Here is a 26,719-nt window from a genome sequence, read left to right as displayed (position 1 = left end):
GGCACCGAAGGGCTGAAAACGCACCATGACCTCCGTTTCACGCGCCGCGCGAACTGCCTGGAGAACCGGCCTGCATGCCGTCCCGACGGCTCTTGGTGTCGTTGTCCTGAGCTTCCTTCTCCTGCAGCTGGCGCCCGGCGATGCTGTCGATGTGCTTGCTGGTGAAGCAGGTTCAGCCACTGCCGAGACTATGGCTGAAATGCGCGCCCATTACGGGCTCGACAAGCCGGTGGGCCAGCGGCTGGTTTCATATCTTGCCGATCTGGCGCACGGGAACCTTGGCTTTTCACCCCGCTATAACATGCCGGTCACGCAACTGATCTGGGATCGTCTGCCCGGTTCGCTGATGTTGGCGGGATCTGCGTTGGTGCTGGCGCTGATTGTCGGAGTTGCGCTCGGCGTGCTGATGGCCGCGCGTGAGGGCAAGGCGACTGACCGGGTACTCTCGGTGTTGTCGTTGATCTTCTATTCAGTTCCGGCCTTCTGGATTGGGCTGATGCTGATCGTGCTGTTTTCGATCAAGCTTGGCTGGCTGCCGAGCGGTGGGTCGCAGACGATCGGATCGTCCGCCACCGGGATCGCGGCCGTGCTGGATCAACTGCGTTACATGATCCTGCCCACCGTCTCGCTCTCGCTGTTCTACATAGCGATCTATGCCCGGCTGTCCCGCATCTCGATGATTGAGGCAAAAGGGCAAGACTATGTGCGCACCGCAAGGGCCAAGGGGCTGGGCGAAACACATATCCTGTTCCGCCATGTGCTGCGTAATGCGCTTATCCCGCTGACGACCGTGGCGGGCATGCATGTAGGCGGCATGCTTGGCGGATCGGTCGTAATTGAGACAGTCTATGGCTGGCCGGGCCTGGGCCGCCTTGCCTACGAGGCCGTGATGGGCCGCGATTTTGCCGTCTTGCTCGGCATCCTGCTGTTTTCTTCGCTGCTAGTGATCGTCGCCAATGCCGTGGTCGACGTTCTTCACGGCATTATCGACCCCAGAGTGGGAGGCAACGATGCCACCAAGTAACGTGAGAGCCCTGCGTCTGGCGCCCGAACGCGTGCCTGCCGAGGGGCGCGCAGCAGAGATCGTTTCGCTGGCCGACTGGCCTTCGGTGGAGCAGCCTGTTGTACCCCTCGTCCCGAAATCCGCGCCTTCGCGTGCGCGGCGGCTACTCTCCGTCATCGGACACAATCCGCTTGCGGTGAGTGGTGGAGCAATCCTTCTCTTCGTAGCGCTGATGGGGCTGACTTCGCCGTTGCTTTATCCTGGCGATCCGCTGGCGATCGTGGCAGAGCCCTTCATCTGGCCCGGAACGGACGCAGCTCATCCGCTCGGCACCGATTCTCTGGGGCGCGACATGCTGGCCGGAATCGTACACGGTGCCGCCGTATCGTTGCAGGTAGGCGTGTTCGCTACCTTTCTGGGCCTGCTGATCGGCGTCTCGGTCGGCGCGGTAGCCGGTTACTTTGGCGGATGGACCGACGTGGTCCTTTCACGCGTCACCGAGGTTTTCCAGACGCTGCCGAACTTTGTGATGCTCGTCGTCGTGGTTGCGATCGCGCAGCCAAGTATCGCTACGTTGTCGGTTGCCATTGCAATCGTCACGTGGCCCGGCGTTGCCCGTCTGTCGCGCGCGGAATTCAGGACCCTTCGCGAAAAGGACTTCGTGTTGGCTGCGCGCAGCCTTGGCTTCGGCCATGTTCGCATCATCGTGTCCGAAATCCTGCCGAGCGCGCTGCCGCCCATCATCGTTACTGCATCGGTGATGGTCGCGTCCGCGATCCTCATGGAATCGGCGCTGTCGTTCATGGGGCTGGGTGATCCGAACGTAGTCAGCTGGGGTTCAATGATCGGCGCGGGCCGCGAGTACCTGCGCACGGCTTGGTACATGTGCGCATTGCCCGGCTTTGCGATCATGCTGACAGTGCTGGCGCTCAACCTGCTGGGCGATGCGCTGAACGAAATCCTCAACCCCCGCCGACAGGTGCGCCGATGAGCGAGCATTTTATCCTGCCGCGTGGGGATGGCCCGTCACTGCTTGCTGTCGACGACCTGCGCGTCGCCTTTGGCGAAAAGCAGCCGGTCAAAGGCATCAGCTTCGAGATCAACGAGGGCGAAACCCTTGCCATCGTGGGGGAATCCGGATCGGGCAAGTCGCTTACCGCGCTATCGATCATGGGCCTTCTTCCTGCCGGCGGCACGATTGCACATGGTAGCATCCAGTTTGAGGGGCGCGAGATTACCACGCTGGCCCCGCGTGAAGCGCGTGCATTGCGCGGCGGGTCGATCGGCATGATCTTTCAGGAGCCGATGACCTGTCTCAATCCGGTGATGACCATCGGAGCGCAGATCATCGAGGCACTTCGTCAGCATCAGTCGCTTTCGCGTAAGGCAGCCCGTGCAAGGGCCCTTGAGCTGCTGGATCTGGTACGTATTCCCGATCCCCATCGCCGCATCGACGACTTTCCCTACCAGCTTTCGGGCGGCATGCGCCAGCGCGTGATGATCGCCGTGGCAGTCGCCTGCAGCCCTCGGCTGCTGATCGCCGATGAGCCGACGACCGCGCTCGACGTAACGATCCAGGCGCAGGTGCTGGACCTGATCGACCGGTTGCGGCGTGAACTGTCCATGGCGGTTCTGCTGATCACGCATGACCTTGGCGTCGTGTCGCAATGGGCTGACCGGGTGGTGGTGATGTACGCCGGCCGCAAGGTGGAGCAGGCTCGGCCCGACGCCATGTTCGGTAATCCGCTGCATCCCTACACGCGCGGTCTGCTGAACGCGTCTCCGCGTCTGGGTGACAGTTACAATTACATTGATGGCCCGCTTTACGAAATTCCGGGCTCGATCAGTTCCCTGGCGGGTGATCGCGGCTGCGCCTTCGCTCCGCGCTGCGCGCACGTGCGTGCGGGGTGCCGCGATGCGGTGCCTGCGCTCGCCACGCTGTCCCATGGGCGTCAGGTCGCCTGCCCTGTCCTCCTTTCGGAAGAGAACCGTGTCACTGCTGTCGATCTCTGAATTGAGCACTCATTTCCGCCTGCCGAGTGGCGCGCTGCGAGCACTTGATGGTGTTTCGCTTGATCTTGAGGCGGGCGAGACACTGGGCATCGTCGGTGAGTCAGGATGCGGCAAATCCACGCTTGGGAAGAGCATCCTGCGGCTTGTCGAGCCGAGTGCGGGCGCGATTTCCTTCGATGGTGAAGACATCACCACCATTTCACAGCGCGGGCTGGCGTTGTTCCGCCGCCGCGCGCAGATGGTATTTCAGGATCCATTCGCTTCGCTCAACCCGCGCCATTCGATCCGCAAGATCCTTACCGCCCCCCTGATCGTCCACGGCATTGGCGGCAGCGGCAAGGTGGGCAAGGCCGAACGCAACCGCCGGGTCGAAGACATCGTCCGCCGTGTTGGTCTGGAGGTGGAAGCGCTCGACCGCTATCCGCATGAATTCTCCGGCGGGCAGCGCCAGCGGATCGGCATCGCCCGTGCACTGGTGCTGCAGCCGGACCTCGTCATCTGTGACGAACCTGTTTCGGCGCTCGACCTTTCGATCCAGGCGCAGACGCTGAATCTGCTTGGGCGGATGAAGGCGGACCTTGGGTTGTCCTACATCTTCATTTCTCACGACCTTTCCGTGGTGCGGTATTTCACCGATCGGGTCATGGTCATGTACTTGGGGCGCGTGGTTGAAAGTGCGCCGACGCGCCAGCTCTGGTCGACGCCGCGCCATCCCTACACGCGTGCGTTGATGGACGCGGTGCCCGATCCGGCTCGCCGCCGGCATGCAGCGCCGATCAGGGGAGATCTGCCCAGCCCGCAGAACCTGCCCACCGGCTGCCGTTTCCACCCGCGCTGTCCGCTCGCCACCGAACTTTGCACGAAGGTTGAGCCCCCTCTGAAGGATTTCGGCAACGGCCAGAGCGCCGCATGCCACCACGTCTGACCGCTTTCTCAGGAGAAGATAATGTCCATAGACTACCGCTATCTCGGCCGCTCCGGCCTCAAGGTTTCCCCGCTGACGCTTGGCACCATGATGTTCGGTGGCGAAACGGACGAAGCTACTTCGCACCGTATAATCGATACCGCGCGGGAACAGGGCATCAACTTCATCGATACTGCCGACGGATACAACAAGGGCGCATCCGAGCAGGTGGTTGGTAGCGGAATAAAAGCTCATCGCGACCACTGGGTACTTGCCACCAAGTTCGCCAATCCGCGCGGCCCTGGCCCGAACCAGCGCGGCCAGTCGCGCAAGTGGATCATCGAAAGCGTCGAGAACAGTCTTCGCCGGCTCGGCACTGATTACATCGATATACTCTATTTCCACCGTGCCATCTTCGATGCACCGCTGGGTGAAGCGGTTCGCGCGCTGGGCGATCTGATCCAACAGGGCAAGCTGCGCTATTTCGGCGTGTCCAATTTTCGCGCCTGGCGCATCGCCGAAGTCTCGCTCTTGGCGGATCAGTTCAACATCGACCGTCCGGTCGCCAGTCAGCCGCTTTACAACATCGTCAACCGTGTGGCGGAAGCCGAGCAATTGCCCGCGGCCAACTATTATGGGCTAGGCGTAGTGTCCTACAGCCCGCTGGCACGCGGCGTACTGACCGGGAAGTACGCACCGGGCGCGGCCGCCCCGGCCGACACCCGTGCAGGACGTGCCGACAAGCGTATCCTGGAGACCGAATGGCGCCCTGAATCTGTAGCGATCGCGCAGAAGATTGCCGGCTATTCCCGCGATCGCGGGATCGACCCGGTTCATTTCGCGATCGCCTGGGTGCTCAACAATCGTCTGCTGACTTCGACCATCACCGGTCCGCGCACAGAAGCGCATTGGGCGAATTATATCGGCGCCCTTGATGTCAGGCTGACCGCTGAGGACGAGGCTTTCGTCAACGGTCTGGTTACGACCGGGCATGCATCGACGCTGGGCTTCAATGATCCCAGCCACCCGATCGAAGGCCGGGTGCCTTTCTCGCACACGGATATCGACAACGTCGTAGAATTCGAGCGGCCGGTGAGACAGTTCGCCTGAGTGCACGACGCGCCTGTTCCTTGCCGAACCGGCACGGGGAAGGGGTGTGCCGGGCAGAGCACCCCTTCCTCCCTCCTCCCCAGCGTTTCTTACCAGGTGGTTTCCGATGACCATACCCTTTGTCGACATCGCGATCGTTGGCGGCGGGCCGGGCGGCCTTGCGCTGGCCCATGGGCTGCGCAAGCACGGCATCGACGTCGCGGTTTTCGAGCGCGATCATGTCCGGGCGGACTACGTGCAGGGCTTTCGCCTGAGGATCCGTCAGCGCGGGCTGGATGCCCTTGCCGCGAACCTGCCGCCGCATTTGTACAACGCGTTTCTGGAGACGATCGGTATTGCGCCGTCCGAAAGCATTGCTCTGGATGAGCGGTTCAATCTCCTGTCTTCGACAGCCAGCGCGCATGACCGCGAAGATACGCATGTTGCAAAATCGGTCAGCCGCATCACGCTGCGCCAGATACTGCTGTCCGATCTCGACGATGTGTTCCACGCCGGGCGCGCGTTCGAGCGCTACGAGGAGCAGGAAGACGGTACCGTTATTGCATGGTTCAAGGACGGTTCTGCCATTCGCACCAACTTGCTGGTCGGAGCGGACGGCGCAAATTCCGTAGTGCGAAGGCAGCTGCTTCCCGATTTCCGCGTCATTGATACCGGCATGCGCAGGCTGGCGGGCAAGATGGCGCTTTCCGCCGCTGCGGCGCACGATATCTCGCCGCTGCTGATAGATTACAATGCCGGTATTCAGCCAGCCAACGGCCGGCGCATGATGATCACAAGCCATCGCGTGGACGCAGCGGCCCATGCGCGCCATGACCTGATCGGCCGGGACGATCCGACCCACAATGACATTACCGGCGCTCATTTCGACAACACCACCAGCTACATCTGGTGGAACACCGCCTACGAACGAGACGAGCTGGCCTCTGATGACCTGCTGGACACCATGGACGGTCAGGGGCTGCTGGACCTGCTGGTCGATCATATCGCTGACTGGGACGACCGGATCGTGCGTCTGATCCGGCACAGCGATCCTTCGACCGTGGCGCTGCTTAAAGTGCGCACCTCTGTGCCGGGGGCGGTCTGGGCCACCGGCCCGGTCACTTTATTGGGCGATGCGATCCATTCCATGACCTACTTCAAGGCGCTGGGCGGCAATACCGCGCTTTACGATGCGGGCCTGCTGACCCGCGAACTGGTTGCCGCTCGCCGTAATGGCAAGCCGCAGGCGCAGGCCGTGCACGATTACGAAGAAGCCATGCGCGAGCATGGCTACGAGGCTGTGCGCGGTTCGCTGGCGGCGATGCTGAATAACGCCACCGCGACCCGCCCTGCCCTTGACGTCGCTGCTGAATAGACCCCCATCCGGAAAGTCTTACGATGACCCAATCCATTCCCGACCGTCGCCTTCACCTCAATGTCGGTATCAACACCACCGGCTATCTGGGTAATGCGTGGAAGTACGCACGTCTCAAGCCGCGCGACGTCACTGACATCCAGCATTACCTGCGACTGGCGCGACTTGCGCATAAGGGAGTGTTTGACGCAGTGTTCCTGTCGGACATGCCGCTGCTGCGGCCCGATCCTGCATCGCGGCCGTTGCACACCTTCGATCCGCTGATCCTGCTGACTGCCATTGCGGCATCGGTGCCAGATATCGGGCTGGTGGCGACGGTTTCGTCCACTTACAACTCTCCCTATAATCTGGCGCGCAGGGCGCAGACGCTTGACCTGATTTCGGGCGGGCGGCTGATCCTCAACATCGTATCGAACTTCGTGCCGGAGGTGGCAGCGAACTTCGGCAATGACCCTTTGCCGCCGCGCGATGTCCGCTATCCTCGTGCTGAGGAGTTTCTTGAAGTTGCCAAGAAGCTCTGGAGCAGTTGGGATTGGGACGCCGAAGGCGAAAAGCCTGAGGGGCAGTTCTGGGATACGAACGCGGTAGAGCCGATCGCGCATGACGGTGAATACTTTGCTGTCAGGGGCGCGCTGAACGTCCCGCGCAGTCGGCAGGGCCATCCCGTGATCGCACAGGCGGGTGGCTCGGACAGGGGTATCGACCTGGCGGCGAGGCATGGCGAGATCATCTATTGCAACATCCTCTCGCGCGGTGCCGGGCAGGCGTTCCGCCAGCGCGTGACGGAGCGTGCCATCGCCGCCGGGCGCGACCCTTCTGAAATCCGCCTTACGCCCGGTCTGGTGGCGATCATTGGCGAAAGCCGGGAAGAAGCGCTACGCAAGCATGAACTGTTCAGCGGGGCAGGGTCGGAAGACGGGCTTCTGGTGAGGTTCACGCGTGAACACGGGATCGACCCGCACGACTTCGATCCCGACGCCCCGCTTGATGTCGAGCGCTTCATACCGGATCCCGGGCGGATCACGGCAATCGGGTTCACACAAGGTCTTGTGGATCTTTTGACGCATGAACGCCTGACTGCGCGGCAAGTGGTGCGGCGGGCAGAAGGCAACCACCGTCTGATCCTGGGCACCGCCGAGGAGATCGCCGACCAGATCATCGACCTGTGGGCCGACGGCACGGTGGACGGCTATACCTATCAGCCGCCCCGGGCGCCCGATGATATAGAGGAGTTCGTCGATAAGGTGATCCCCATTCTTCAGGATCGCGGTGTCTATCCCACTGCCTATGACGACCGCACCGTTCGTGAGCGCTTCGGCCTGCCGCACCCCGCAGCCCGTGCGCGTCCTTCGATGCCGGCTGAAAGCCTTGCTTGATCATTCGACAGATAATCTAAATTCCTATTGGAATAGTAGAGAATATACCTGTCATCACAGCCAGCATCATCGAATGTCGAACAGCGAAAAGGTTGGGGTCGGTAGCTCATCAGGAGTGTCGATCTGCTTTTCAGCCGGCTGTCCCGCGCCATCAACAGGAGGCATGGCAATGACGGAAAAGAACAGCGTCTCGGAAATCTGGTACACGCGCTGCCCAGTGCCGACCCCGGTGGGTCTGGCTGTCCAGCTGGGCTTTCTGGACGATGCTTTCGCGAAGGAGGGCGTCACTCTCAATTCGATTGCGGACAGTCAGGACCGAGCCGTCCGCGCAAGCCACTTCGATCATCACCTTGCCTATTCGTTCCGTCACGGCGGTAATGTGCCGCCGATCCGGGCAAGGTCTGAAGGGGCTGGCACCCGACTTGTCGGCATAACCTGGACCGATGAATTCCAGGCAATCATCACGCTGCCGGAAACCGGCATCCGCACCACGCGGGACCTTGTCGGCCGTCGCTTTGGCGTGCCGCGCCGTCCTGCGGGGATCGTTGACTTCATGGCTGCCACGGCGCTCAAGGGCCTTGTCTCAGCACTTTCACTGGAGGGCCTGACACACAGGGACGTGGAGATCGTCGATATCGCGCTGACCAGATCGGTGCTGGACGAACGGGAGGGGCCGCAGCTATTCGGCCTGCGCGGTCGGCAGGCATACGGCGCCGAAGTAGCGGCGCTGCTGCGCGGCGAAGTGGATGCGATCTACGTCAAGGGCACTGCGGGCGTCGCGGTCGCCAATCTGATCGCGGCACACGCTGTTGCGGAGTTCGGCTTCCATCCTGATCCGCGTATTCGCATCAATTCTGGATCGCCGCGCGTCCTGACCGTCGATGAACGTTTGGCAGAGGACCGCCCCGATCTTGTCACCACGATCCTGCGCACTCTTCAGCGTACCAGCGCCTGGGCCGAAGCACACCCGGAAGAGGTTCGTCGCTTCGTTGCGCGTGAAGCGGGTGCATCGGAAAACGTGGTTGCCGTTGCCAATGGTCCAGACTTGCACCGCCATCTTGGCATCGGGCTTGAGCCGGAACTGATCGATGCGATCGCTCACTACAAGGATTTCCTCCACGAATGGGGGTTCCTCGCAGCCGACTTCGATGTGCGGGCCTGGGTGGACGAGCGACCGTGGGCGGCGCTGTCCCATCGTGTCGCTGCCTGATCTGTGACAGGAAGGCGCTGATCTTCCTTCCGGTCCGGATCGGCGCCTCCTTTTCCGCCTCCAAGGGATGATTTGCATGTACGACGATGATTTAAACGCCCTCAGCCGCCGTAGCGTGCTGGGCATGGGCGGCGTACTGGCAATGCTGCCGTTGCTTGAGGCATGCGGCGGGGCGTCGGAAGGGGCGGGCAATACTCTGGTGGTGGCCATCAGTATAGAGCCCACCACTCTGACCTCGGCGATCACGTCTGCGGGTGGGGGGCAGTTGGTGTCCCCCAAGATATTCGACGGTCTGCTCACTTACTCAGCCGATTTGAAGCCCGAGCCGGGGCTGGCGCAGGCCTGGAACGTCAGCGATGATAAGCGCACGCTTACCCTGAACCTGCGGCCCGGGGTGAAATGGCACGATGGCAAGCCATTCACTTCCGCCGATGTCGCATATTCGGCGCTGAGTATCTGGAGTAAGTATCACAGCCGTGGGAGGATGACTTTTGCCAGACTCGTGGCGGTGGACACGCCTGACCCACTGACCGCAGTTCTGCGCTTTTCCGATCCGGCGCCTTATGCCCTCAGCGCGCTGGCTTCTTTCGAATCCCAGGTAGTGCCGCGCCACGTCTACGAAGGGCGTGACGTTCTTTCCAACCCGGCCAACAATGCGCCGATCGGAACGGGGCCGTTCCGGTTCGTGGAATGGCAGCGGGGCCAGTTCATCAGACTGGAGCGCAACCGCGACTATTGGGACAAGGGCAAGCCGGCGCTGGACGGCGTCATCTTCCGGGTCATCGGAGAAAGCGCTGCCAATGCTGCGGCGCTGGAGACTGGTGAGATCCAGTTCACCAACGGCATCGCGCCGGGAGATATCGCTCGCGTTTCCAAATTGCCCGATATCGTGCGCGACGATCGCAATTTCGCTCTGCCCACGGCGGGCATGGGTCTGGAGTTCAATCTGGATGTGCCGAAGTTACGCGATGTGCGGGTGCGCAGGGCCGTTGCCCATGCGATAGACCCGGACTTCATTCTGAAGCACATCCTGTTCGGCAACGGGGTGATAGATCGCAGCCCGATATCGTCGGTCTACAAGGATTTTCACAGTGAAGACGTGCCGCTCTATCCGTTCGATCCGGAGCGTGCGAAAGCCCTGCTCGACGAAGCGGGACTGAAGCCTGACGCCAAGGGCGCGCGGCTCAGCTTCACGCTTGACCCCACACCATCGGGAGAAAGGTCAATCAAGCTGGCGGAGTATATCCGTTCGGCGCTCGCCAGGGTGGGTATCCGGGTTGAACTGCGATCGCAGGACTTTGCGACCTTCGTGAAGCGCATCTATACCGATCGTGATTTCGAAGTCGCCCTCTCTGGCGGGCAGATGGGACCGGACCCGGTTATCGGGACGCAGCGGTTCTACTGGTCCAAGAGCTTCAAGCCGGGCGTGGCCTTCTCCAATGGCGCACATTACCACAATCCCGCGCTGGACCGGGCGCTGGAGGCGGCGCAGGTTGAGCCGGATATCGAGAAGCGCCGGGCCTACTATGCCGAGTTCCAGCGTATCGCGCAGACAGACCTGCCTCGGATACCCCTATACACTACCAGCGGCTCCATCTTTTCAGGCAGGCGCCTCTCGCGCCTGCCTGACACGGCCGAAGGGTTTTACGGCAACTTTGCGGATCTCAAGTTCAATTGAAAATACGCCGCCGATGCTTCGGCTGCCTTGGAGACAAGTTTGATGGCAACGGATATTTTGCAGCAGCCCTCGACAGGCGTGCGCGAGGCAGGGGCCGGGCGGGCCGCAGTGCAGCCCCTTACGCGGGAGCACATACTTGCCGGCCTTCCCGTTGTCGTCGCAAAGATCGCCGAAGGCGCGGCTGAGCGCGAGCGCGAGGGTCGTCTACCATACGAACTGTTTCGGTTGCTGCGAACGACCGGGCTTACCTGGCTGCGCGTTCCCACTTCGCTGGGAGGCCCGGGCGGCAGTCATGCAGATCAGGTGGAGATCATCGCCTCTATCGCTTCGGCGGATTCGGGTGTCGCTCATGCCCTGCGCACGCACTTCGGCTTTCTCGAAGCGATAGCGCTCGATCCGGATTCGGATTCCAGCAGGCGCTTTGCTGTAGATGTGCTGGTGGGCAAGCTGTTCGGGGGGGCGAACATGGAGATCGGCACGCCGCGTCCGAACATGATCCGCACCACGCTGCTGCAAGAAGGCGATCACTATCGTCTTAACGGACACAAGTATTACGCCACCGGCGCGATCTTTGCCGACTACCTTAGCTTCAGCGCAATCGACGCCGAAGGTCAGCCGACCGGGGTGATTATCCCTGCGAACCGGGAAGGAGTGGACGTTCGCGACGATTGGGATGGCATGGGTCAACGGCTAAGCGCCAGTGGCAGCGTGGTTCTCGACAATGTCCGCATAGAGGCAAGCGAGCTGCACTTCCAGCGCGTAAAAACGAGCCCCTTTATCAAGCGTCACGGCGCAGTGCGGGCGCAGCTGCATCTGATGGCTGTAGTGGCCGGGATCGTTCGTAACGTGCTGTCCGATGCCACGTCCTATGTTCAGCACCAGGCGCGGTCTGCCAAGCATTCCGCATCGGCGACGGCGCGTGACGACCATTTTGTGCAGCGCACTGTTGGAGACATCGCAGTGCTGTCGCATACCATCGATACACTGATAGCGGAGTCTGCGCGTCACCTGGATATATCGCAGGCGGCGATCCTTGCGAATGCGCCCGATCTCGACGACGTGGTCCTGGCAGCGCAGCTTGCCAATTCGCGCGGGCAGGTGATGATAGGCCAGTTGGCGCTGAAAGCCGCCGAACTTCTGTTCGATACCGGTGGCGGTTCGGCGACCGCGCGAGGACGCAACTTCGACCGCCACTGGCGAAACGTGCGCACGTTGTGCAACCACAACCCGGCAGCGCTGCGGGCGCGTGTCATCGGCGACTACGTCATCAATGGCGTGCGCGACGATTTCGACGAGGGCCGTGTCTTCTGACGGACAGTGATCCGTGAGGAGGTCATAATATATACCATCGACTTAAGGTTTCTTGTGAATTTCGATCAGTATCTTGGCCGGATCGGTCTTTCCGGCGCACCTTCAGCCACGCCGCAGGGCGTTGCCACGTTGCAAGCAGCCCACCGACGGAACATCGGGTTCGAGAACCTCGACGCGATGTTGCAACGTCCTATCCGGATTGATCCGCAGAGCGTGTTCGACAAGCTGGTGGTGCAGGGGCGCGGCGGTTATTGCTTCGAACACAATCGCCTGTTTTCGGATGCCTTGACGGCGGTCGGCGTGAGAAATCGGCCTTTGTTGGCACGGGTCCGTCTGGGCCAGCCGGAAGACGCTGTGCCGCCTCGCACCCACACTTGCCTGTTGCTTCTCATCGATGGCCGGCCCTGGGTGGCCGATGCCGGTTTCGGTGGCAGCGATCTTGCCCCGCTTCCGCTGGAGGAAGGCGTAGAGGTTCGGACCGCTGATGGCGCCCGCCATCGTTTGCGCCGTACCGGAGAGCGCGGCACGTTCGAAGGTGAATGGTTGCTGGAACGCGCGGGACCAGCAAGCGCAACCGATGGTCGCGCGGCGCAACATGGCGACTGGCAGCCGCAATATGTGTTCGATCTGTCCGATGTCGCCCCCGATGATCTGGAGCAGGCCAACCATTGGGCCTCGACGCGCGCGCAAACGCGTTTCACGACCTTGCATGTGGCAAGCATTCCCCACGAAACCGGATTCGCCTCGATGGTGGACCGAACCCTCACGATATATGGCGCAGCACACGGGGAAGGCGGCACCCGACGACGCGAGATCGCCGGCCCTGCAGACTATGCAGACACGCTGCGCACGGTGTTCCGTATCGATCTGACGGAACAGGAAGCGGCGAGCCTGCCGCTGTTTTGCTGAGGGCAGCGGGTCCCCGCAGTTCAGGCAGCTGATTGCCTGAACTGCGGACGCATCAGCACCGCTTGTCGGGAGCCAAAAAAATCTATGATGCCATACCTCATAATCTCTATAAAAAAGATAGAGTATTAAGTGAGGGCATGAACTCTTGGAAACAGCACACACTCAAGGCGGGCGGTTCCGCCTGGTTGGTCATTCGCTCCTGATCGGCTGCGCGCTGACGGCCTTGGCAGCGGGACGGGCGAATGCGGAAACCGGAGCAGAGGCAGAATATTCTCCGGCTGCTGCCGACGTAGAGGGAGACACGATCGTCGTCACCGGCAGCCGCACGGAAGGGCGGACGGCCGAAAAAAGCCTCGTGCCCATATCGGTTGCCAATTCGGAAGACCTCGCACGTTCCGGCAAGCAGAATCTGCGCGATGCCTTGTCGCAGGTGCTGCCCAGCTATCTGGTCCAGGCGGGCGGTTATCAAGGGCAGCAGGGCGCCGGTGTGCGGGGGGCACGGCTGAGAGGGCTGGATGCCAAGGACACGCTGATCCTTGTCGACGGCGTTCGCCGGCATACGACTTCGCTACTGGTCGGCGGCGCATCTCCCACGGATCTGGACCTGATCCCTTCGAATGCGATCGAGCGCATAGAAGTGCTGGGGAACGGTGCGGCATCGCTTTACGGGTCGGACGCGATCGCGGGCGTGATCAACATCATCCTCAAGAAGACCGTGGACGATGGCGGATCCTTGTCCGCCTACTACGGACAGTATGGCCAGAGCGTTGGGGACCTGCCCGACAAGTACGGCCGCACCAAAAACATTCAGGTCCATCAGGGATGGCGGCTCGACGACGATGGCGGCTTCGTGAACCTCAGCGCCAATGCGCAGTGGCAGAACGCGACCAACAACTTTCCCGGTTACAAGGCGGCCTCGCTTTCGGACCGCGCCACGCTGCTCTATCCCACGCTGGCCGATGGCTCGCTCGATCCTCGCGAGACCAGTAAGTCGCGGTACCGGCAATGGCTGGGCATGCCTTCCTCGAAGACCTTCTCCTTTGCGTACAACGCGCAGGTGCCGCTGGGCGACGTGACGCTTTACAGCAATGCCACGTATGCCTGGCGCTATTCATCAGGCCCGGGCTATTATCGCACCGCATCGAACCAGTCGCGTGCACCCGGCACCACGCCCAGTCCGCAGGACCCTTTCGCGAATGCTCCGTATACGAGCGGCGAACTTGTGTTTCCTGATGGCTATCTGCCGACATTCGACGTCAGGGAGAACGACTTTCAGGCGGTTCTGGGGGTCAAGGGTGAACTGGCCGGTTGGGACTGGAACCTCAGTAGCGGTTACGGCGGTGACCATGCCAAGATCTATACCAAGAACAGCATCAATGTGTCCGCCGGGCCTGAATACTGGGATCAGCGCGATTTTTACGATGGTTCGCAGATCAATGGACAGTTGCTGTCCACCCTTTCACTCTCACGGAAGGTGGATTCAGGGCTCTTCGGCCAGCCGTTGACCATCGCCCTCGGCGCCGAACATCGTCGAGACAGCTTCAGGAAGGGGCAGGGGGAGTTGCTCTCCTATCTTGCGGGAACATGGGTCTGGCCAGAGGGCACCGCTCTTGCCGGAACCCATCCCAACCTTGGCGCACAGGGCATGTCAGGTACGCCGCCGGAAGCTACCGGGTCTTGGAGCAGACAGACCATTGCCGGCTACATCGAGCTTAATCAGCAGCTCACAGATCGGTGGACTATCGACCTTTCAGGGCGTTTCGAGCATTTCACAGATTTTGGCAACGCTCCGGCAGGGCAAGTTTCCACCCGCTATGAATTCAGCGACGGCTTCGCCGTTCGCGGCAGTTTCGGCAACGGCTTCTCCGCGCCGACGCTTCTGCAGCAGCGCAATATCACGCGCAGCGGCAGCTATTCGGTCGACAACAATCCGCTGAGCCCGACCTATGGTGAGTTCACACAGCGCACGTCCGTCACCACCAACCATTTCGATGAACTGGGGCATTTGATCGGTGTTCCCGCCTTGAAGGCGGAGCACAGCATCAACGCGGGCGCCGGTTTCGTGGCACGGCCATTTGCCCGCACGGTGCTGACCCTGGACGGATACCTGATCGACATTCGCAACCGTATCGTGGCTGCATCGGCAAACGTCACGGCGGGTACGCCGCTCGCCGACTTGCTGAACGCGCAGGGCAATTACAACGTCAGTTCAGTGACGTTTAACATCAACGGTGCTCGTACCCTCACCAGGGGCTTCGATTTCAAGCTGGAGCACAGCGATCCGATCGGCGATCTGGGCACGCTGTACTGGACGCTTGCAAGCAACCAGAATGTCACCAAGGTCAAGAACTTCTCCGCGCTTCCCGCGATTATCGGCACTGCCAGCGAAGGCACCCTGCGCATGCTTGGCGCGCAATTCACCAGCTACTACCCCAAGAACATCACGTCTCTTGCGCTGCGGTGGGAGCGAGAGAAGCTCAACCTATGGGTCAAGGCGACGCGGTGGAGTTCCACCACGTATCGTGGAGCCAGCGCGGCTCTGGATGAACACCAGTCACCGGCCGTCACCGTCGATGCAAATGTGAACTATGCGGTGACCGACTGGCTGGGCATCTCCGTTGGCGGAACCAACATTCTGAACAAGAGACCGGATCGGATCTCTGCGGAGGCCCAGGCCCTGCAGTTCATCTCCGGCACCGAAGTCGCGCCTTACAATCGCTACGCGCCCTTCGGTCTTGATGGCGGATTCTATTACGCCCGGCTCGACGTGAAGTGGTGAGCCATCCGAATTCCCTGATACCCTAACCCCGTGCTGGAGACGAAACAGATGGTTGCTTTCTCTAAATCCGTGATCGGCAAGCAGGGCTTCGGTGCCATGCCGCTTTCGAGTGTGTACGGCAGTTCTGACGATGCGGAATCGACCCGAACCCTCCATCGCGCCATCGACCTTGGCATCACCTTCTTCGACACATCAGACAGCTATGGACGCGGCCACAACGAGACGTTGCTGGGCAAGGCACTTGCCGGGCAGCGCGACCGGCTGGTGATCGCCAGCAAGTTCGGCTTTCGCTTCTCGGCCGAGCAGGCCGGCGCCCGTGTAGATGGTTCGCCGGCCTATGCCCGTCAGGCCGTGGAAGCGAGCCTGAAGCGGCTGGGTGTCGATCACATCGACCTTCACTATCTTCATCGCGTGGACACGAACACGCCGATCGAAGACACCGTCGGAGAACTGTCGCGGCTGAAGGAAGAGGGCAAGATCGGCGCTATCGGCTTGTCGGAAGCATCGGCCGAAATCATTCGGCGGGCGCACAAGGTTCACCCGATAGCCGCGTTACAAAGCGAATATTCGTTGTGGAGCCGGGATGTCGAGGCGGAAATCCTGCCGACGGTGCGTGAACTGGGCATCGTCTTCGTGCCCTTCAGCCCGTTGGGCCGGGGCTTCCTGGCCGGATCGCTTCCCACAGAGGCGGGCGACCGGCGTGAATTGCATCCACGGTATCATGCGGATGCGATCGAGGCGAACGCGCGACGCCGCGCCCTGATTGAGCGCGTTGCCGAAAGACTGGGCGTAACGCTTGCGCAAGTCGCCATCGCATGGTTGATCGCCAAGGATACGGTGCCCATTCCCGGCACGCGCCGTATCGCGAACCTTGAGGCGAACTGGGCTGCCAACAAGCTTGAACTTGATGAGGCTACCATTGCCGAACTGGACGAAGCCTTTCCCGTCGGGACGACGGTCGGGGATCGGTTTGCCGTTCAGGGGCGGCCGCAGCCGGCACCTGCATCAAGCTGAGGCCGGTCAGGCAATACCTTCCAGCGCCTGCCGCCATGCATCGGGTAACGGTGTAGGGCGGCGGGTGTCACGGTCGACATAGACGTGAGTGAACTGCCCTTCGGCCGCAGGATCTTCGACACCTTCGACGAAGATGCCGAGGTGGTACGTCACGCTGCTGGAACCAAGTCGGGCCACCTTCAGGCCCACTTCGACCCTTTGCGGGAATTCGACCGAGGCGGCGTAGCGACAGCCTGTTTCCACCACCAGACCGATCGGGTTGCCGTTTTCGATATCAAGCAGGCCAACCTCGATAAGCCAGGAATTCACGGCCGTGTCGAACCACGAATAATAGACCACGTTGTTGACGTGGCCATAGACGTCGTTGTCGTGCCAGCGTGTACTGATCGGGGTGAAATGGTGATAGGCGGTGCGCGGGCGTAGCGGTTCGCGGCTCAAAGGGCGGCCTCATAGAGTTGGCGCGCGTCACGCAGCGTAATCGGGCGCGGGTTGTTCTTCAGCAAGCGTTCCTGCAGCATTGCGTCGGCGGCGAGTTGGTCGAGATCGTCGGCGCTCACGCCCACGGCGGTCAGCTGTGCGGGCATGCCCGCTTTTGCCGCCATGTCGCGCAGCGCTTCAAGCAGGCCCTGTGCCTGCGCCTGCTGGCCAAGGCCGTCCAGTGCCGGATCGACCAGCGGGCCAAGCTGCGCATAGAGCGGCATTGCGGCGTTCATGTTGAAGCCCAGCACATGCGGCAGCATCAGCACGTTCGAGAGACCATGCGGCACGTGGAAGTGTCCGCCAAGCGGATAGGCAAGCGCGTGGACGCCCGCAACCGGCGCGTTGGCGAACGCCACGCCCGCCAGATGCGCGCCCAGCAGCATCGCTTCGCGCGCGGCCATGTTGCCCGGCTCTTCGCAGGCGACAAGCAGGTTCGCGGCCAGCAGGCGCAGCGCCTCGCGGGCTAGCAGGTCGGACATCGGGTTTTTGAGGTGCGCCGAAGTATAAGCCTCTATCGCGTGGACCATTGCGTCCATGCCGGTGGCGGCGGTGACATGCTGCGGCAGGCCCAGCGTCAGCACCGGGTCGAGCACAGCGTAAGCCGCAACCAGCGCGGTGGAGGATACGCCGCGCTTCTCATCGCCGGGCAGGGTGATGATCGAGACGGGGGTGGCTTCCGATCCGGTCCCCGCAGTGGTCGGCGCCAACACCAGCGGCAGGCCCTTTCCCCGCGCGTTGCCGACGCCCCAGATCGCGTCGAGATCATCGCCCGAGCCGAGCAAGTAGGCCGCCAGCTTGGCGACGTCCATCGGGCTGCCGCCGCCGAACCCGACGACGCTTGCAGCGCCGCATTTCCGCCCCAGTGCAACCACCGCTTCGAGTGTGATGCGCGAGGGGTCGGCCTCGACCTCGGATGCGATCGTCACATCCCGCCCTGAGGCCGCCAGCGCCGCCAGTGCACCTTGGGCAAGGCCAAGCTTTATGATCATCGCGTCAGTGACGAACAGCACCGGGCCTTCAGGCAGCAGATCGGCGATGCGTTCGGCGCAACCCGCGCCGCTGACAAGGCGCGGACCGTAAGAGAACGCGAAGCTGCCGGTCATGCGATCGGCTCTGCCTGTGGTGCGCGCAGCAGCGGCGAAATGGTGAAGCCTTCGGGCATGCGCTTCATGTACTGCTCCAGTCCGGCAACGATCTTTGCAAAGCCTTCGCGTTCGCCCCAGAACATCGGGCCGCCGGTCCAGCGTGGCCAGCCATAGCCATAGAGCCACACCACGTCGATGTCCGATGAACGTTGTGCGATGCCTTCTTCAAGGATCAGCGCGCCTTCGTTGACCATGGTGTAAAGCGTGCGCACCATGATCTCCTCGTCCGAGATAGTGCGCGGCGTGATGCCTTCGCGCTGCCGGAACTCCTCGATCAGCGCGGCAACGACGGGGGATGTGCTGCGCTTGCGGTTCTCGTCGTAGTCGTAGAATCCCGCCTTCGTCTTCTGGCCCCAGCGTCCCTGCGCGCAGAGCGCGTCCTTGAGGTTGTCGATGCGCGTTTCATCGCGGTGCCAACCGATGTCCACGCCTGCAAGGTCGGTCATCTGGAACGGGCCCATCGGCATGCCGAAGTCGGTGTGGACCTTGTCCACCTGTTCGGGGCTGGCGCCCTCCATCACGAGGGCAAGGGCGTTGTCCTGACGCGGGATCAGCATGCGGTTGCCGATGAAGCCATAACATACGCCCGCTACCACGGGCACCTTGCCGATCTTCTGGCCCAACGCCATGATCGTCGCGAGCACGTCCGGTGCGGTCTTCGCGCCGCGAACGACCTCCACCAGCTTCATGACGTTGGCGGGCGAGAAGAAGTGCATCCCCAGCACGTCTTCGGGGCGAGAGGTGCAGGCAGCGATCTCGTTTACGTCGAGGTACGAGGTGTTCGAGGCGAGGATCGCGCCGGGCCTTGCCACTGCATCGAGGCGGCCAAAGACCTGCTTCTTGACCTCCATGTTCTCGTAGACCGCCTCGATCACGAGATCGCAATCAGCCAGAGCCCCGAATTCCAGCGTCGGATCGAGGAGCGCCATGGCCGCCTCGACCTGATCTATGGTGATACGGCCCTTGGCGGCGGTGGCCGCGTAATTTCTGCGGATCAGCGCAGCCCCGCGTTCGAGCGCCTCAGCACTGGTCTCGACCATAGTGACGGGAAGGCCAGCCGACAGGAAGTTCATGGCAATGCCGCCCCCCATCGTGCCCGCGCCGATAATGCCGACGCGGCGGATTTCTCGCCGCACAATATTCTTGGGAAGGTCGTCAATCCTGGCGGCGGCGCGTTCGGCGAAGAAGGCGTGGCGCAGGGCCTTCGACTGTTCGCCCGCGACAAGCTTCAGGAACAGACGGCGCTCGACTGCCATACCTTGGGTGAGCGGCAGGGAGGCGGCCGCTTTCACCGCCTCGACGCAGGCGAGGGGCGCCGTGAAGCCCTTGAACAGCCGGGGATTGGCCCCGACGAAAGCGTCCGCAGCAGCGGCATCGCCCGCGACCTTGCGCTCTCCGGTCGGGCAGGCGGGAGAGTGCGCGAAGTCGGCGGCGGCGGCGAGCAGGTCATCACCATTATCGACGACCTTGTCGACGAGGCCGTCTGCCAGCGCCTTGGCGGCAGAGACCGGATCTCCCGAGACGATCATTTTCAGCGCTGCCTCGACGCCAAGGAGGCGCGGCAGGCGCTGGGTTCCGCCCGCACCGGGCAGGATACCCAGCTTCACTTCGGGCAGGCCCAGCTTGGCAGAGGTTACGGCGACGCGGTAATGGCAGGCAAGTGCCACTTCCAGCCCGCCGCCCAGCGCGGTGCCGTTGATCGCGGCGATCACCGGCTTGGGGCAAGCCTCGATCGTGGCGAGAACATCTGGCAGTTGCGGGTCGGCCAGTGGCTTGCCGAACTCGGAAATGTCCGCGCCTGCGCTAAACAGCTTACCGTTGCCTGTGACGATGACGGCGCTGATGCCCGGGTCTTCGGAGGCCGCAGCGATGGCCTGCGCCAGACTGCTGCGCACGGCGGCGCCAAGCGCATTGACCGGAGGATTGTCCAGGGTGATTGTCAGGATCGGGCCGGTCTGTTCGGTGCGGATCATTATGGGCTCCATGGGAAATGAGGACGCGAGCGTTCAGCCGGCGTTGAAAGTGGGCGCGCGCTTGTCGCGGAAAGCGGCAACGGCATCGCGGTGGTCGCGGGTCTGACCGAGCAACGGCTGCATTGTCGCTTCGAAGTCGAGAAAGCTCTCGAAACTCATCGCCGGTGCTACGGCGAACTGGCGCCTTGCAAGGTGCAGCGCGGTGGCGGGGCCATCTGCGATCATCCGCGCCAGTTCCAGCGCGCGCAGCAACAATGCTTCGCAGGGCAGCACTTCCATTGCCAGGCCCAGTTCAAGCGCTTCGGGTGCGTGGACCTCGCGGCCGGAATAGATGATCTCCTTCGCGCGCATCGGGTTGATGGTGCGTGTCAATTGCCAGGCAAGCCCCGCGTCAGGCGCATAGCCAATCCTGCGGAAGGTGGCGGCAAAGCGTACCTGTTCGCTGGCAAGGACGATGTCGCTGGCAAGCGCGAAGCCCCAGGCCGCGCCGATGCACACGCCGTCCACTGCTGCGATCACAGGGGCTGGGAAGCGGGCAACGGCGCGGGCCATGGCGTGCAACTGGCGCATTCGGCGCAGGAAATCGTCAGGCGTGGTGTCGCCCATCTCGCCAATGTCGGCGCCGGAACAGAATGCGCCGCCGGTGCCGGTCAGGACCACGGCGCGCACGCCGGGATCGGCTTCCAGCTTGGCGAAGGCGGCAATGAACTCTGCCCGCATCGCCAACGTAAAGGCGTTCTTCGCGGCGGGCCGGTCGAAGGCGACGACGGCGACGGCGCCGTCACGGGTTACGGTGATGGTCATGCCGAAAGGCTTAGGCTCTACGCGCTTCGGGCGGGGAGGCCCGGCGCCTTGGCCGGGCCATATTCACGGATATGATGCTCAAGGGGCCGGCGTTACCAGTCCGAAGGTGCCCTTGGGAGGTTCCACCAGAGCAAGGAAGGCATCCAGACGGCTCGCCACATCGGCGGCAAGGGCGCTGTCCTGCGGCTTCTTCGTGATCGCTGCTACCAGTTGCGCGCGGGTCAGTTCCAGCTTCTGTCCGGAAGCCTTGCCCACCGGCTGATGGATCAGCACACCGTTGCGGATTTCCACGTGCTCGGCGTCCTTGCCGTCCAGCACAAGGTTGAAAGCCATCGGTGCCGCCAGCGCCCGCTCGGGTACAACGCGTACCGCAAGCAGGTCGAGAATATCCGAGAGTGGCATGGCCGGGATCGCGCCGGCTACGGAATCGAATCCACCGGTCTTCACGCCTTCGCGCAGTTCCTTGGCGCCGGTCAGGAAGGCATTGCGCCACATCGAACTTGTCGCCTGATAGCCTTGCTGTTCAAGGCTGTCGGCTAGAGCCAGTTTGGCAGCGCGATCATCCGGCCGCGCGAAAACAAGGCGCGAGAGCAGCTCCGAAGCCCAGCGATAATCGCCCTCCGCAATCGCCTTTCGGCCAAGCCTGAGCACAGCCTCCGGGCCGCCCATGGCTTCCACGTATTTTGCCGCAGCGGTTTCGGGAGGCAGCGGGTTGAGGTTGGCGGGATTGCCATCATACCAGCCCAGATAGCGCTGGTAGACTGCCTTGGCGTCATGGCTCAGTGTGCCGTAATAGCCCTGATTAAACCAGCGATCGGCCAGTGGTTTCGGGAGCTTGAGATTCTCGGCGATTTCCTCGCCGTTCATCCCTTGGTTCATCATTCGCACGGACTGGTCATGCAGGTACTTGTACATGTCCCGATGCGCGCCAAGATAGTCGAGAATCTTCGCGTTGCCCCAGTGGGGCCAGAAGTGCGAAGTGATGAGCGTATCCGTGCGATCGCCGTAAAGTGCGATGGACCGGGTCAGATCGTCCGCCCAGGCCTTTGCATCACGGACTTGCGCGCCGCGTAGCGTCAGGATGTTGTGCAGCGATGAATTGGCGTTCTCGGCCATGTCCAGCACGCGCAGTTGGGGCATGTAGATCGCCATTTCGGCGGGGGCCTCGGTATCGGGCATGTACTGGAACTCAAGGTCCACGCCGTCGATCGACATCGTCTCGCCAGTCCGTGTCACCTCATGCGTGGGGGGAAGCATGTGGACCTGCCCGGTGGCGTTGCCCAACCGGTTGAAGGCGGGGCCGATGCCGTCGCTGATGTCTGCCTTGGGTCCTGTGCCTATGAGGTGCCCGAAGGCGTAGATCGCGCGGCGGCTCATGGCGGGGCCGGCGATCACATTCTCCGAGATCGCTTCCTTGAGGAACCCGCCGGGCGCCACGATAGGCACTTTTCGTGCGCTGGCCTCTTCAGGGGTGATCACACCTGCCGCGCCGCCGAAATGGTCGATGTGCGAATGAGTGTAGATCACGCCCATCACCGGCTTGTCGCCCAGCTTCGCGCGCACAAGGTCCATCGCGGCCTTCGCGCTTTCCACTGTGGTCAGGGTATCGATGACGATATAGCCCGTCTTGCCCAGCACCACCGTCAGGTTGGCCAGTTCCACGCCGCGCACCTGATAGACCCGGTCTGTCACCTTGAAGAGCCCCGACTGCGACAGAAGTTGCGCATTGCGCCAGAGGCTGGGGTTCACCGTATCCGGGCGTTTGCCCTTGAAGATGTCAAGTTCCCTGAGATCGCGGATGCGCTTGCCGTCCGCCTTTCTGATCTCTCCGCCGGGGATGGCTGCGACGAAGCCGCGCGTCGCAAGGTCGAAGTCCTCCCTGTCGTTCCACGGCAGGCTGGCGGTCGTCTCTTCGAAATAGCGCAGAGTCGCGGCGGAGGCGGGCTTTTGCGCCGCGTCCTGAGCGTCGTCCTGCGCGCCAACGCTGCTGCCCGCGCCCATGGCGATAAGTGAGACGGCAGCGATTGCCGCTGTAAAGCGAGCGCGATGGGCCATGGACATCCTCTTCATGCGACCGTGGCGTAGACCCTCACGATCTCGCCTGACAGGCCCCGCGCACTGTCGGGATGCTGCCGGGAGAGGCAAACCCGCCAAGGCGCGCGCGGCGTCTTTCCCGGTTGTGATAATCGGTTGGGCAGATCCGGGTAAGGTCTTTTGCGTTCCATTTGGGCCGCGCACTTGGCCGCGCACTTGCATTGCCGCATTTGGGCATGCGTTGACGAATCCCATCCGCCTGCGGCAAGGGAGGCGGGAAGGGGCTTCCATGCGCATTGTCATTATCGACGACAGCGGCCTTCGCGCGACGGTGCTTGAGGAGGGCCTGCGCGACGCGGGCTATGACGATATCCATATCGTGCCGCCGCGCGGGGCTTTCGTTGCGCGGCTGGAACGCATGGCGCCCGATGTGGTGCTGATGGACCTTGGCAGTCCAAGCCGCGATACTCTGGAGGAAATGCTTACCGTCAGCCGTGCGCTTGCCCGGCCCATCGCGATGTTCGTCGATCAGTCTGACGAAGCGATGATCGGTGCCGCGATCGATGCCGGGGTTTCGGCCTATGTCGTGGACGGGTTGCGCAAGGAACGGGTGAAGCCGGTGCTGGAACTGGCGGTCCGCCGCTTCAACGCGTTCTCGCGCATGCAGACAGAGCTTGAGGAAGCGCGCACCGCGCTGGCGGATCGCAAGGTGATAGATCGCGCCAAGTCGATCCTGATGAACCAGCGCGCCTTGTCCGAACAGGACGCCTATGCCTTGTTGCGCTCCACCGCGATGAACCAGGGGCGCAGGATCGTCGAAGTGGCGCAGGCGCTGATTACCGCCAGCGATCTTTTGGGAGGGGTATGATGACAACCAGCCTTCGTATCGCCTTCTTGCCGCTGAACGACGTGGCTGTTCTGGCCGCGGCGCGCGAACGCGGCTTTGCAGAGGAAGAAGGGCTGTCGCTCGACCTCGTGCGGACGACGAGCTGGGCAACCTTGCGCGATCGGCTTGTCTATGGGCAGGTGCAGGCCGCGCACATGCTGGCTCCGCTGGCGGTGGCCGTGACGCTGGGTCTCAGCCAGCAGCCCGCCGCGCTGGCAGCGCCCTACAAGCTGGGCGTCAACGGCAACATGCTGGTCATGGCAAAGGACTTCGCCGCTGCCCTCGCGCCCGATCCCGCCGCCCGGCTGGCCGACCCACTGGGCACCGCGCATGATTTCGCTGCCGCCATCGGGCTGTGGCGCAGGAAGCCGGTCATCGGCGTCGTCCACCGCTTTTCCAGCCATGCGTTGATGCTGCGCTACTGGCTTGCCAGCGCGGGCGTGGATCCCGATCGTGACGTGGTGCTGCGCGTGTTGCCGCCTTCGCTCACGGTGGAGGCGATTCATGCCGGGGAGATCGACGGCTTTATTGCGGGAGAGCCGTGGGGCGGCGCGGCCATCGATTCCGGCCGCGCGGAGGCGGTCGCGATCGGAGAGCGGATCTGGCAGCGCGGCGTGGAAAAGGTGTTGGCCTTCCGGGAAAGCTGGCTTGCGGAAAACCCCGAGACCACCGACCGCCTGCTGCGCGCGCTGGCCCGTGCCGCCGTCTGGTGCGATGCGCCGGAAAACCGGGAAGCGCTGGCGGATATCCTTGCCGATCCGCGCTATGTCGGCCAGCCCGCAGACCTGATCCTGCGCGCGCTGACCGGCTCGATCGTGCCGCGCGCGGGTGATGCGGCGATCTCCAGCCCGGACTTTGTCCTGTTCTCCCGCGAGGCGACGCCGTTTCCCTGGCGCAGTCAGGCGCTGTGGATCTATTCTCAGCTGGTGCGCTGGGGAATGGTGGAGCTCTCTGCAGAGACGGAACGGCAGGCGGCGGCGGTGTTCCGCCCGGACATCTATCGCCGCGCGCTGGCGGGGAGCGGGCTGCCGATGCCGGGGGCCAGCATGAAGCTGGAAGGCGCGGTCGGCGCCCCGCTGGGCGTGGGTTCGCACAAGGGCGATCTGATGCTGGGGCCGGACCGGTTCTTCGACGGGCGTGTGTTCGACCCCGAAAGGATCGCGGACTACCTCGCGGGTTTTGCACCGCAGCATTGAAACTACGGCGAATTTTGCACCTTGCCATAAGCGCCGAATCGCGTGACTATGTGAAGGTCGCGCGATGATGCGCGCCCACATCGGATAGGTCGTCCCAAAGGCGGGGCGCCGTCCTCACCGAATTTCGCAGCAAAGCCGCTGACCGGGCTCACCATCGTGTGACGTCCGGCCTGCGGCTTTTTTCGTGTCCGCTTTCCTGACATATGGGGGACGTACCATGGCAACCGCATTCTGGCGACCTGACGAAGACAATGACGCGCTTGCGACCGACGGCGCGGAAAAGCCCGCCGTCGGCTTCTGGCAGGCCGGCCACGCGCCGACGCTGGTCGCGGCCTTTCTCTATTTCGACCTGGCCTTCATGGTATGGGTTCTGCTGGGACCGCTGGCGCCCGAGATTTCGTTGAGCCTTGGACTGACGCCTGCGCAAAAGGGCCTGATGGTGGCGCTTCCGACGCTGGCGGGCGCGGCCTTGCGCGTGGTCAACGGGCTGCTGGTGGACCGTATCGGGCCCAAGCGTTCGGGTGCGATCAATCAGGTCATCGTCATCACCGGACTGTTCTTCGCATGGTCGATGGGCGTCACCAGCTTTGGCGGTACGCTGGCGCTTGGCGTTATCCTGGGTTTCGCCGGAGCCAGCTTCGCCGTCGCGCTGCCGCTGGCCAGTCGCTGGTACCCGCCCGAGCATCAGGGCAAGGCGATGGGCCTTGCCGGGATGGGCAATTCGGGCACCGTCTTCGCTGCGCTCTTCGCGCCCACACTGGCCAAGATGTTCGGCTGGAACGCGGTGCTGGGCCTTGCCTGTATCCCGCTGACGATCGTGCTGGCGCTCTACCTTGCCATGGCGAAGGACGCGCCCAACCCGCCTGCCCCGCGCAAGCTGATGGATTATGCCGCGCTGCTCAGGCAGGCCGACGCCTGGTGGCTGATGGCGTTCTACGCGGTGACGTTCGGGGGCTTCTTGGGCCTTGCCGCATCGCTGCCGATCTACTTCACCGACCAGTTCGGCCTTGGCACCGTGGTGGCCGGGTACTGTACTGCGGGCTGCGTTTTCGCCGGATCGCTGGTGCGCCCGATGGGCGGCGCGCTGGCGGACAAGATCGGCGGCGTGAAGGCGCTGATGATGGTCTACGCGGTGGCCGCGATCGCGCTTGTCGGCGTGTCGCAGGCGCCGAGCCTTGCCGCCGCGCTGGTCCTGTTCGTGGTGGCGATGCTGGCGCTTGGTACCGGCAACGGTTCGGTGTTCCAGCTGGTGCCGCAGCGTTTTCAGGCAGAAATCGGCGTGATGACCGGCCTTGTCGGCATGGCGGGCGGCGTCGGCGGGTTCTACCTTGCCAGTTCGCTGGGCCTTGCCAAGCAGTTCACCGGCAGCTTCGCGCCGGGCTTCCTGATTTTTGCCGGCCTTGCGGTCGTGGCCCTTGCTTCGGTGGCAAGCGTCAAGACCCGCTGGCGCGCGACCTGGAAAACCGGCGCGCGCATCTGAGCCGGCATGAACGGGCGGCGGCATCCCGGTGTCGCCGCCCCATTTCTTCACGTCCTGAGG

21 protein-coding genes are annotated in these 26,719 nt (G+C 62.9%); 16 read left to right on the top strand and 5 right to left on the bottom strand.

What is annotated here, in order from left to right; genetic code table 11:
• Positions 1-25: 25 nt before the first annotated feature.
• From A8V01_RS07550 to A8V01_RS07490, 13 genes are all read left to right on the top strand, one after another.
• Positions 26-1,024, top strand: a complete 999-nt coding sequence (locus A8V01_RS07550; RefSeq protein WP_103095315.1) for an ABC transporter permease — start codon at positions 26-28, stop codon at positions 1,022-1,024.
• Entirely contained in the window at positions 1,011-1,994 is a 984-nt protein-coding gene (locus A8V01_RS07545; protein ID WP_103095314.1) for an ABC transporter permease, read from the top strand. Before A8V01_RS07550 ends, A8V01_RS07545 begins: the two co-directional genes overlap by 14 nt.
• Positions 1,991-3,016 (top strand): ABC transporter ATP-binding protein, encoded by a 1,026-nt coding sequence (locus A8V01_RS07540; protein ID WP_103095313.1) that lies wholly within the window; start codon positions 1,991-1,993, stop codon positions 3,014-3,016. The genes A8V01_RS07545 and A8V01_RS07540 overlap by 4 nt, the downstream gene beginning before the upstream one ends.
• Positions 2,994-3,941 (top strand): ABC transporter ATP-binding protein, encoded by a 948-nt coding sequence (locus A8V01_RS07535; RefSeq protein WP_103095312.1) that lies wholly within the window; start codon positions 2,994-2,996, stop codon positions 3,939-3,941. Before A8V01_RS07540 ends, A8V01_RS07535 begins: the two co-directional genes overlap by 23 nt.
• 21 nt (positions 3,942-3,962) lie before the next feature.
• Positions 3,963-5,030, top strand: a complete 1,068-nt coding sequence (locus A8V01_RS07530; protein ID WP_103095311.1) for an aldo/keto reductase — start codon at positions 3,963-3,965, stop codon at positions 5,028-5,030.
• A 106-nt stretch (positions 5,031-5,136) separates the two neighbouring features.
• Positions 5,137-6,384 (top strand): FAD-dependent oxidoreductase, encoded by a 1,248-nt coding sequence (locus A8V01_RS07525; RefSeq protein ID WP_103095310.1) that lies wholly within the window; start codon positions 5,137-5,139, stop codon positions 6,382-6,384.
• A 23-nt stretch (positions 6,385-6,407) separates the two neighbouring features.
• A complete protein-coding gene (locus A8V01_RS07520; RefSeq protein ID WP_103095309.1) occupies positions 6,408-7,760 on the top strand; it encodes an NtaA/DmoA family FMN-dependent monooxygenase in 1,353 nt (450 codons plus the stop codon).
• 169 nt (positions 7,761-7,929) lie between these two features.
• Positions 7,930-8,970 carry an ABC transporter substrate-binding protein gene (locus A8V01_RS07515; RefSeq protein WP_103095342.1) on the top strand — a complete coding sequence of 347 codons (1,041 nt, stop codon included), beginning with the start codon at positions 7,930-7,932 and terminating at the stop codon, positions 8,968-8,970.
• 76 nt (positions 8,971-9,046) lie between these two features.
• On the top strand, positions 9,047-10,648 hold the full coding sequence (locus A8V01_RS07510) for an ABC transporter substrate-binding protein (protein ID WP_170065868.1): 1,602 nt from the start codon (positions 9,047-9,049) through the stop codon (positions 10,646-10,648).
• Between the two features lie 42 nt (positions 10,649-10,690).
• Positions 10,691-11,959, top strand: coding sequence for an acyl-CoA dehydrogenase family protein (locus A8V01_RS07505; RefSeq protein ID WP_103095307.1), 1,269 nt, complete (start codon positions 10,691-10,693; stop codon positions 11,957-11,959).
• Between the two features lie 54 nt (positions 11,960-12,013).
• Entirely contained in the window at positions 12,014-12,868 is an 855-nt protein-coding gene (locus tag A8V01_RS07500) for an arylamine N-acetyltransferase family protein (RefSeq protein WP_103095341.1), read from the top strand.
• A 145-nt stretch (positions 12,869-13,013) separates the two neighbouring features.
• Positions 13,014-15,647: a TonB-dependent receptor plug domain-containing protein gene (locus tag A8V01_RS07495; protein ID WP_103095306.1), complete on the top strand. Its 2,634-nt coding sequence runs from the start codon at positions 13,014-13,016 to the stop codon at positions 15,645-15,647.
• A 48-nt stretch (positions 15,648-15,695) separates the two neighbouring features.
• Positions 15,696-16,661: an aldo/keto reductase gene (locus A8V01_RS07490; protein ID WP_103095305.1), complete on the top strand. Its 966-nt coding sequence runs from the start codon at positions 15,696-15,698 to the stop codon at positions 16,659-16,661.
• Between the two features lie 6 nt (positions 16,662-16,667).
• Here A8V01_RS07490 and A8V01_RS07485 read toward each other — a convergent pair whose 3' ends face one another.
• The 5 genes from A8V01_RS07485 to A8V01_RS07465 all read right to left on the bottom strand — a co-directional run bounded on the left by A8V01_RS07485 (position 16,668) and on the right by A8V01_RS07465 (position 23,118).
• The gene (locus A8V01_RS07485; RefSeq protein ID WP_103095304.1) at positions 16,668-17,099 is read right to left on the bottom strand and encodes an acyl-CoA thioesterase; all 432 of its coding nucleotides are present in this window, start codon (positions 17,097-17,099) and stop codon (positions 16,668-16,670) included.
• A complete protein-coding gene (locus A8V01_RS07480) occupies positions 17,096-18,244 on the bottom strand; it encodes an iron-containing alcohol dehydrogenase (protein WP_103095303.1) in 1,149 nt (382 codons plus the stop codon). The genes A8V01_RS07485 and A8V01_RS07480 overlap by 4 nt, the downstream gene beginning before the upstream one ends.
• Positions 18,241-20,259, bottom strand: coding sequence for a 3-hydroxyacyl-CoA dehydrogenase NAD-binding domain-containing protein (locus A8V01_RS07475; protein ID WP_103095302.1), 2,019 nt, complete (start codon positions 20,257-20,259; stop codon positions 18,241-18,243). The genes A8V01_RS07480 and A8V01_RS07475 overlap by 4 nt, the downstream gene beginning before the upstream one ends.
• 33 nt (positions 20,260-20,292) lie before the next feature.
• Entirely contained in the window at positions 20,293-21,063 is a 771-nt protein-coding gene (locus tag A8V01_RS07470; protein WP_103095301.1) for an enoyl-CoA hydratase/isomerase family protein, read from the bottom strand.
• A gap of 78 nt (positions 21,064-21,141) precedes the next feature.
• Positions 21,142-23,118, bottom strand: a complete 1,977-nt coding sequence (locus tag A8V01_RS07465) for an alkyl/aryl-sulfatase (RefSeq protein ID WP_170065867.1) — start codon at positions 23,116-23,118, stop codon at positions 21,142-21,144.
• A 268-nt stretch (positions 23,119-23,386) separates the two neighbouring features.
• Here A8V01_RS07465 and A8V01_RS07460 point away from each other — a divergent pair, with 268 nt between their 5' ends.
• From A8V01_RS07460 to A8V01_RS07450, 3 genes are all read left to right on the top strand, one after another.
• A complete protein-coding gene (locus tag A8V01_RS07460; protein WP_103095340.1) occupies positions 23,387-23,965 on the top strand; it encodes an ANTAR domain-containing response regulator in 579 nt (192 codons plus the stop codon).
• Positions 23,965-25,179, top strand: coding sequence for a CmpA/NrtA family ABC transporter substrate-binding protein (locus tag A8V01_RS07455; RefSeq protein WP_103095339.1), 1,215 nt, complete (start codon positions 23,965-23,967; stop codon positions 25,177-25,179). Before A8V01_RS07460 ends, A8V01_RS07455 begins: the two co-directional genes overlap by 1 nt.
• Positions 25,180-25,396: 217 nt before the next feature.
• Complete coding sequence (locus A8V01_RS07450; RefSeq protein ID WP_103095299.1) at positions 25,397-26,659, top strand: nitrate/nitrite transporter; 1,263 nt, start codon at positions 25,397-25,399, stop codon at positions 26,657-26,659.
• Positions 26,660-26,719: the final 60 nt, after the last annotated feature.

The sequence above is a fragment of the Novosphingobium guangzhouense genome (assembly GCF_002896965.1).
In the GTDB taxonomy this organism is placed as follows: Bacteria; Pseudomonadota; Alphaproteobacteria; order Sphingomonadales; family Sphingomonadaceae; genus Novosphingobium; species Novosphingobium guangzhouense.
The sequence above is the reverse complement of the archived record's forward strand: the minus strand, read 5'-3'. Positions and strand labels throughout refer to the sequence as shown.

Coding starts and splice junctions, on each gene's coding strand:
- A8V01_RS07520 (WP_103095309.1), top strand. CDS start 6,408: ATGACCCAATCCATTCCCGACCGTCGCCTTCACCTCAATGTCGGTATC.
- A8V01_RS07515 (WP_103095342.1), top strand. CDS start 7,930: ATGACGGAAAAGAACAGCGTCTCGGAAATCTGGTACACGCGCTGCCCA.
- A8V01_RS07530 (WP_103095311.1), top strand. CDS start 3,963: ATGTCCATAGACTACCGCTATCTCGGCCGCTCCGGCCTCAAGGTTTCC.
- A8V01_RS07490 (WP_103095305.1), top strand. CDS start 15,696: ATGGTTGCTTTCTCTAAATCCGTGATCGGCAAGCAGGGCTTCGGTGCC.
- A8V01_RS07465 (WP_170065867.1), bottom strand. CDS start 23,118: ATGGCCCATCGCGCTCGCTTTACAGCGGCAATCGCTGCCGTCTCACTT.
- A8V01_RS07550 (WP_103095315.1), top strand. CDS start 26: ATGACCTCCGTTTCACGCGCCGCGCGAACTGCCTGGAGAACCGGCCTG.
- A8V01_RS07460 (WP_103095340.1), top strand. CDS start 23,387: ATGCGCATTGTCATTATCGACGACAGCGGCCTTCGCGCGACGGTGCTT.
- A8V01_RS07510 (WP_170065868.1), top strand. CDS start 9,047: ATGTACGACGATGATTTAAACGCCCTCAGCCGCCGTAGCGTGCTGGGC.
- A8V01_RS07540 (WP_103095313.1), top strand. CDS start 1,991: ATGAGCGAGCATTTTATCCTGCCGCGTGGGGATGGCCCGTCACTGCTT.
- A8V01_RS07450 (WP_103095299.1), top strand. CDS start 25,397: ATGGCAACCGCATTCTGGCGACCTGACGAAGACAATGACGCGCTTGCG.
- A8V01_RS07525 (WP_103095310.1), top strand. CDS start 5,137: ATGACCATACCCTTTGTCGACATCGCGATCGTTGGCGGCGGGCCGGGC.
- A8V01_RS07475 (WP_103095302.1), bottom strand. CDS start 20,259: ATGATCCGCACCGAACAGACCGGCCCGATCCTGACAATCACCCTGGAC.
- A8V01_RS07455 (WP_103095339.1), top strand. CDS start 23,965: ATGACAACCAGCCTTCGTATCGCCTTCTTGCCGCTGAACGACGTGGCT.
- A8V01_RS07470 (WP_103095301.1), bottom strand. CDS start 21,063: ATGACCATCACCGTAACCCGTGACGGCGCCGTCGCCGTCGTCGCCTTC.
- A8V01_RS07545 (WP_103095314.1), top strand. CDS start 1,011: ATGCCACCAAGTAACGTGAGAGCCCTGCGTCTGGCGCCCGAACGCGTG.
- A8V01_RS07505 (WP_103095307.1), top strand. CDS start 10,691: ATGGCAACGGATATTTTGCAGCAGCCCTCGACAGGCGTGCGCGAGGCA.
- A8V01_RS07480 (WP_103095303.1), bottom strand. CDS start 18,244: ATGACCGGCAGCTTCGCGTTCTCTTACGGTCCGCGCCTTGTCAGCGGC.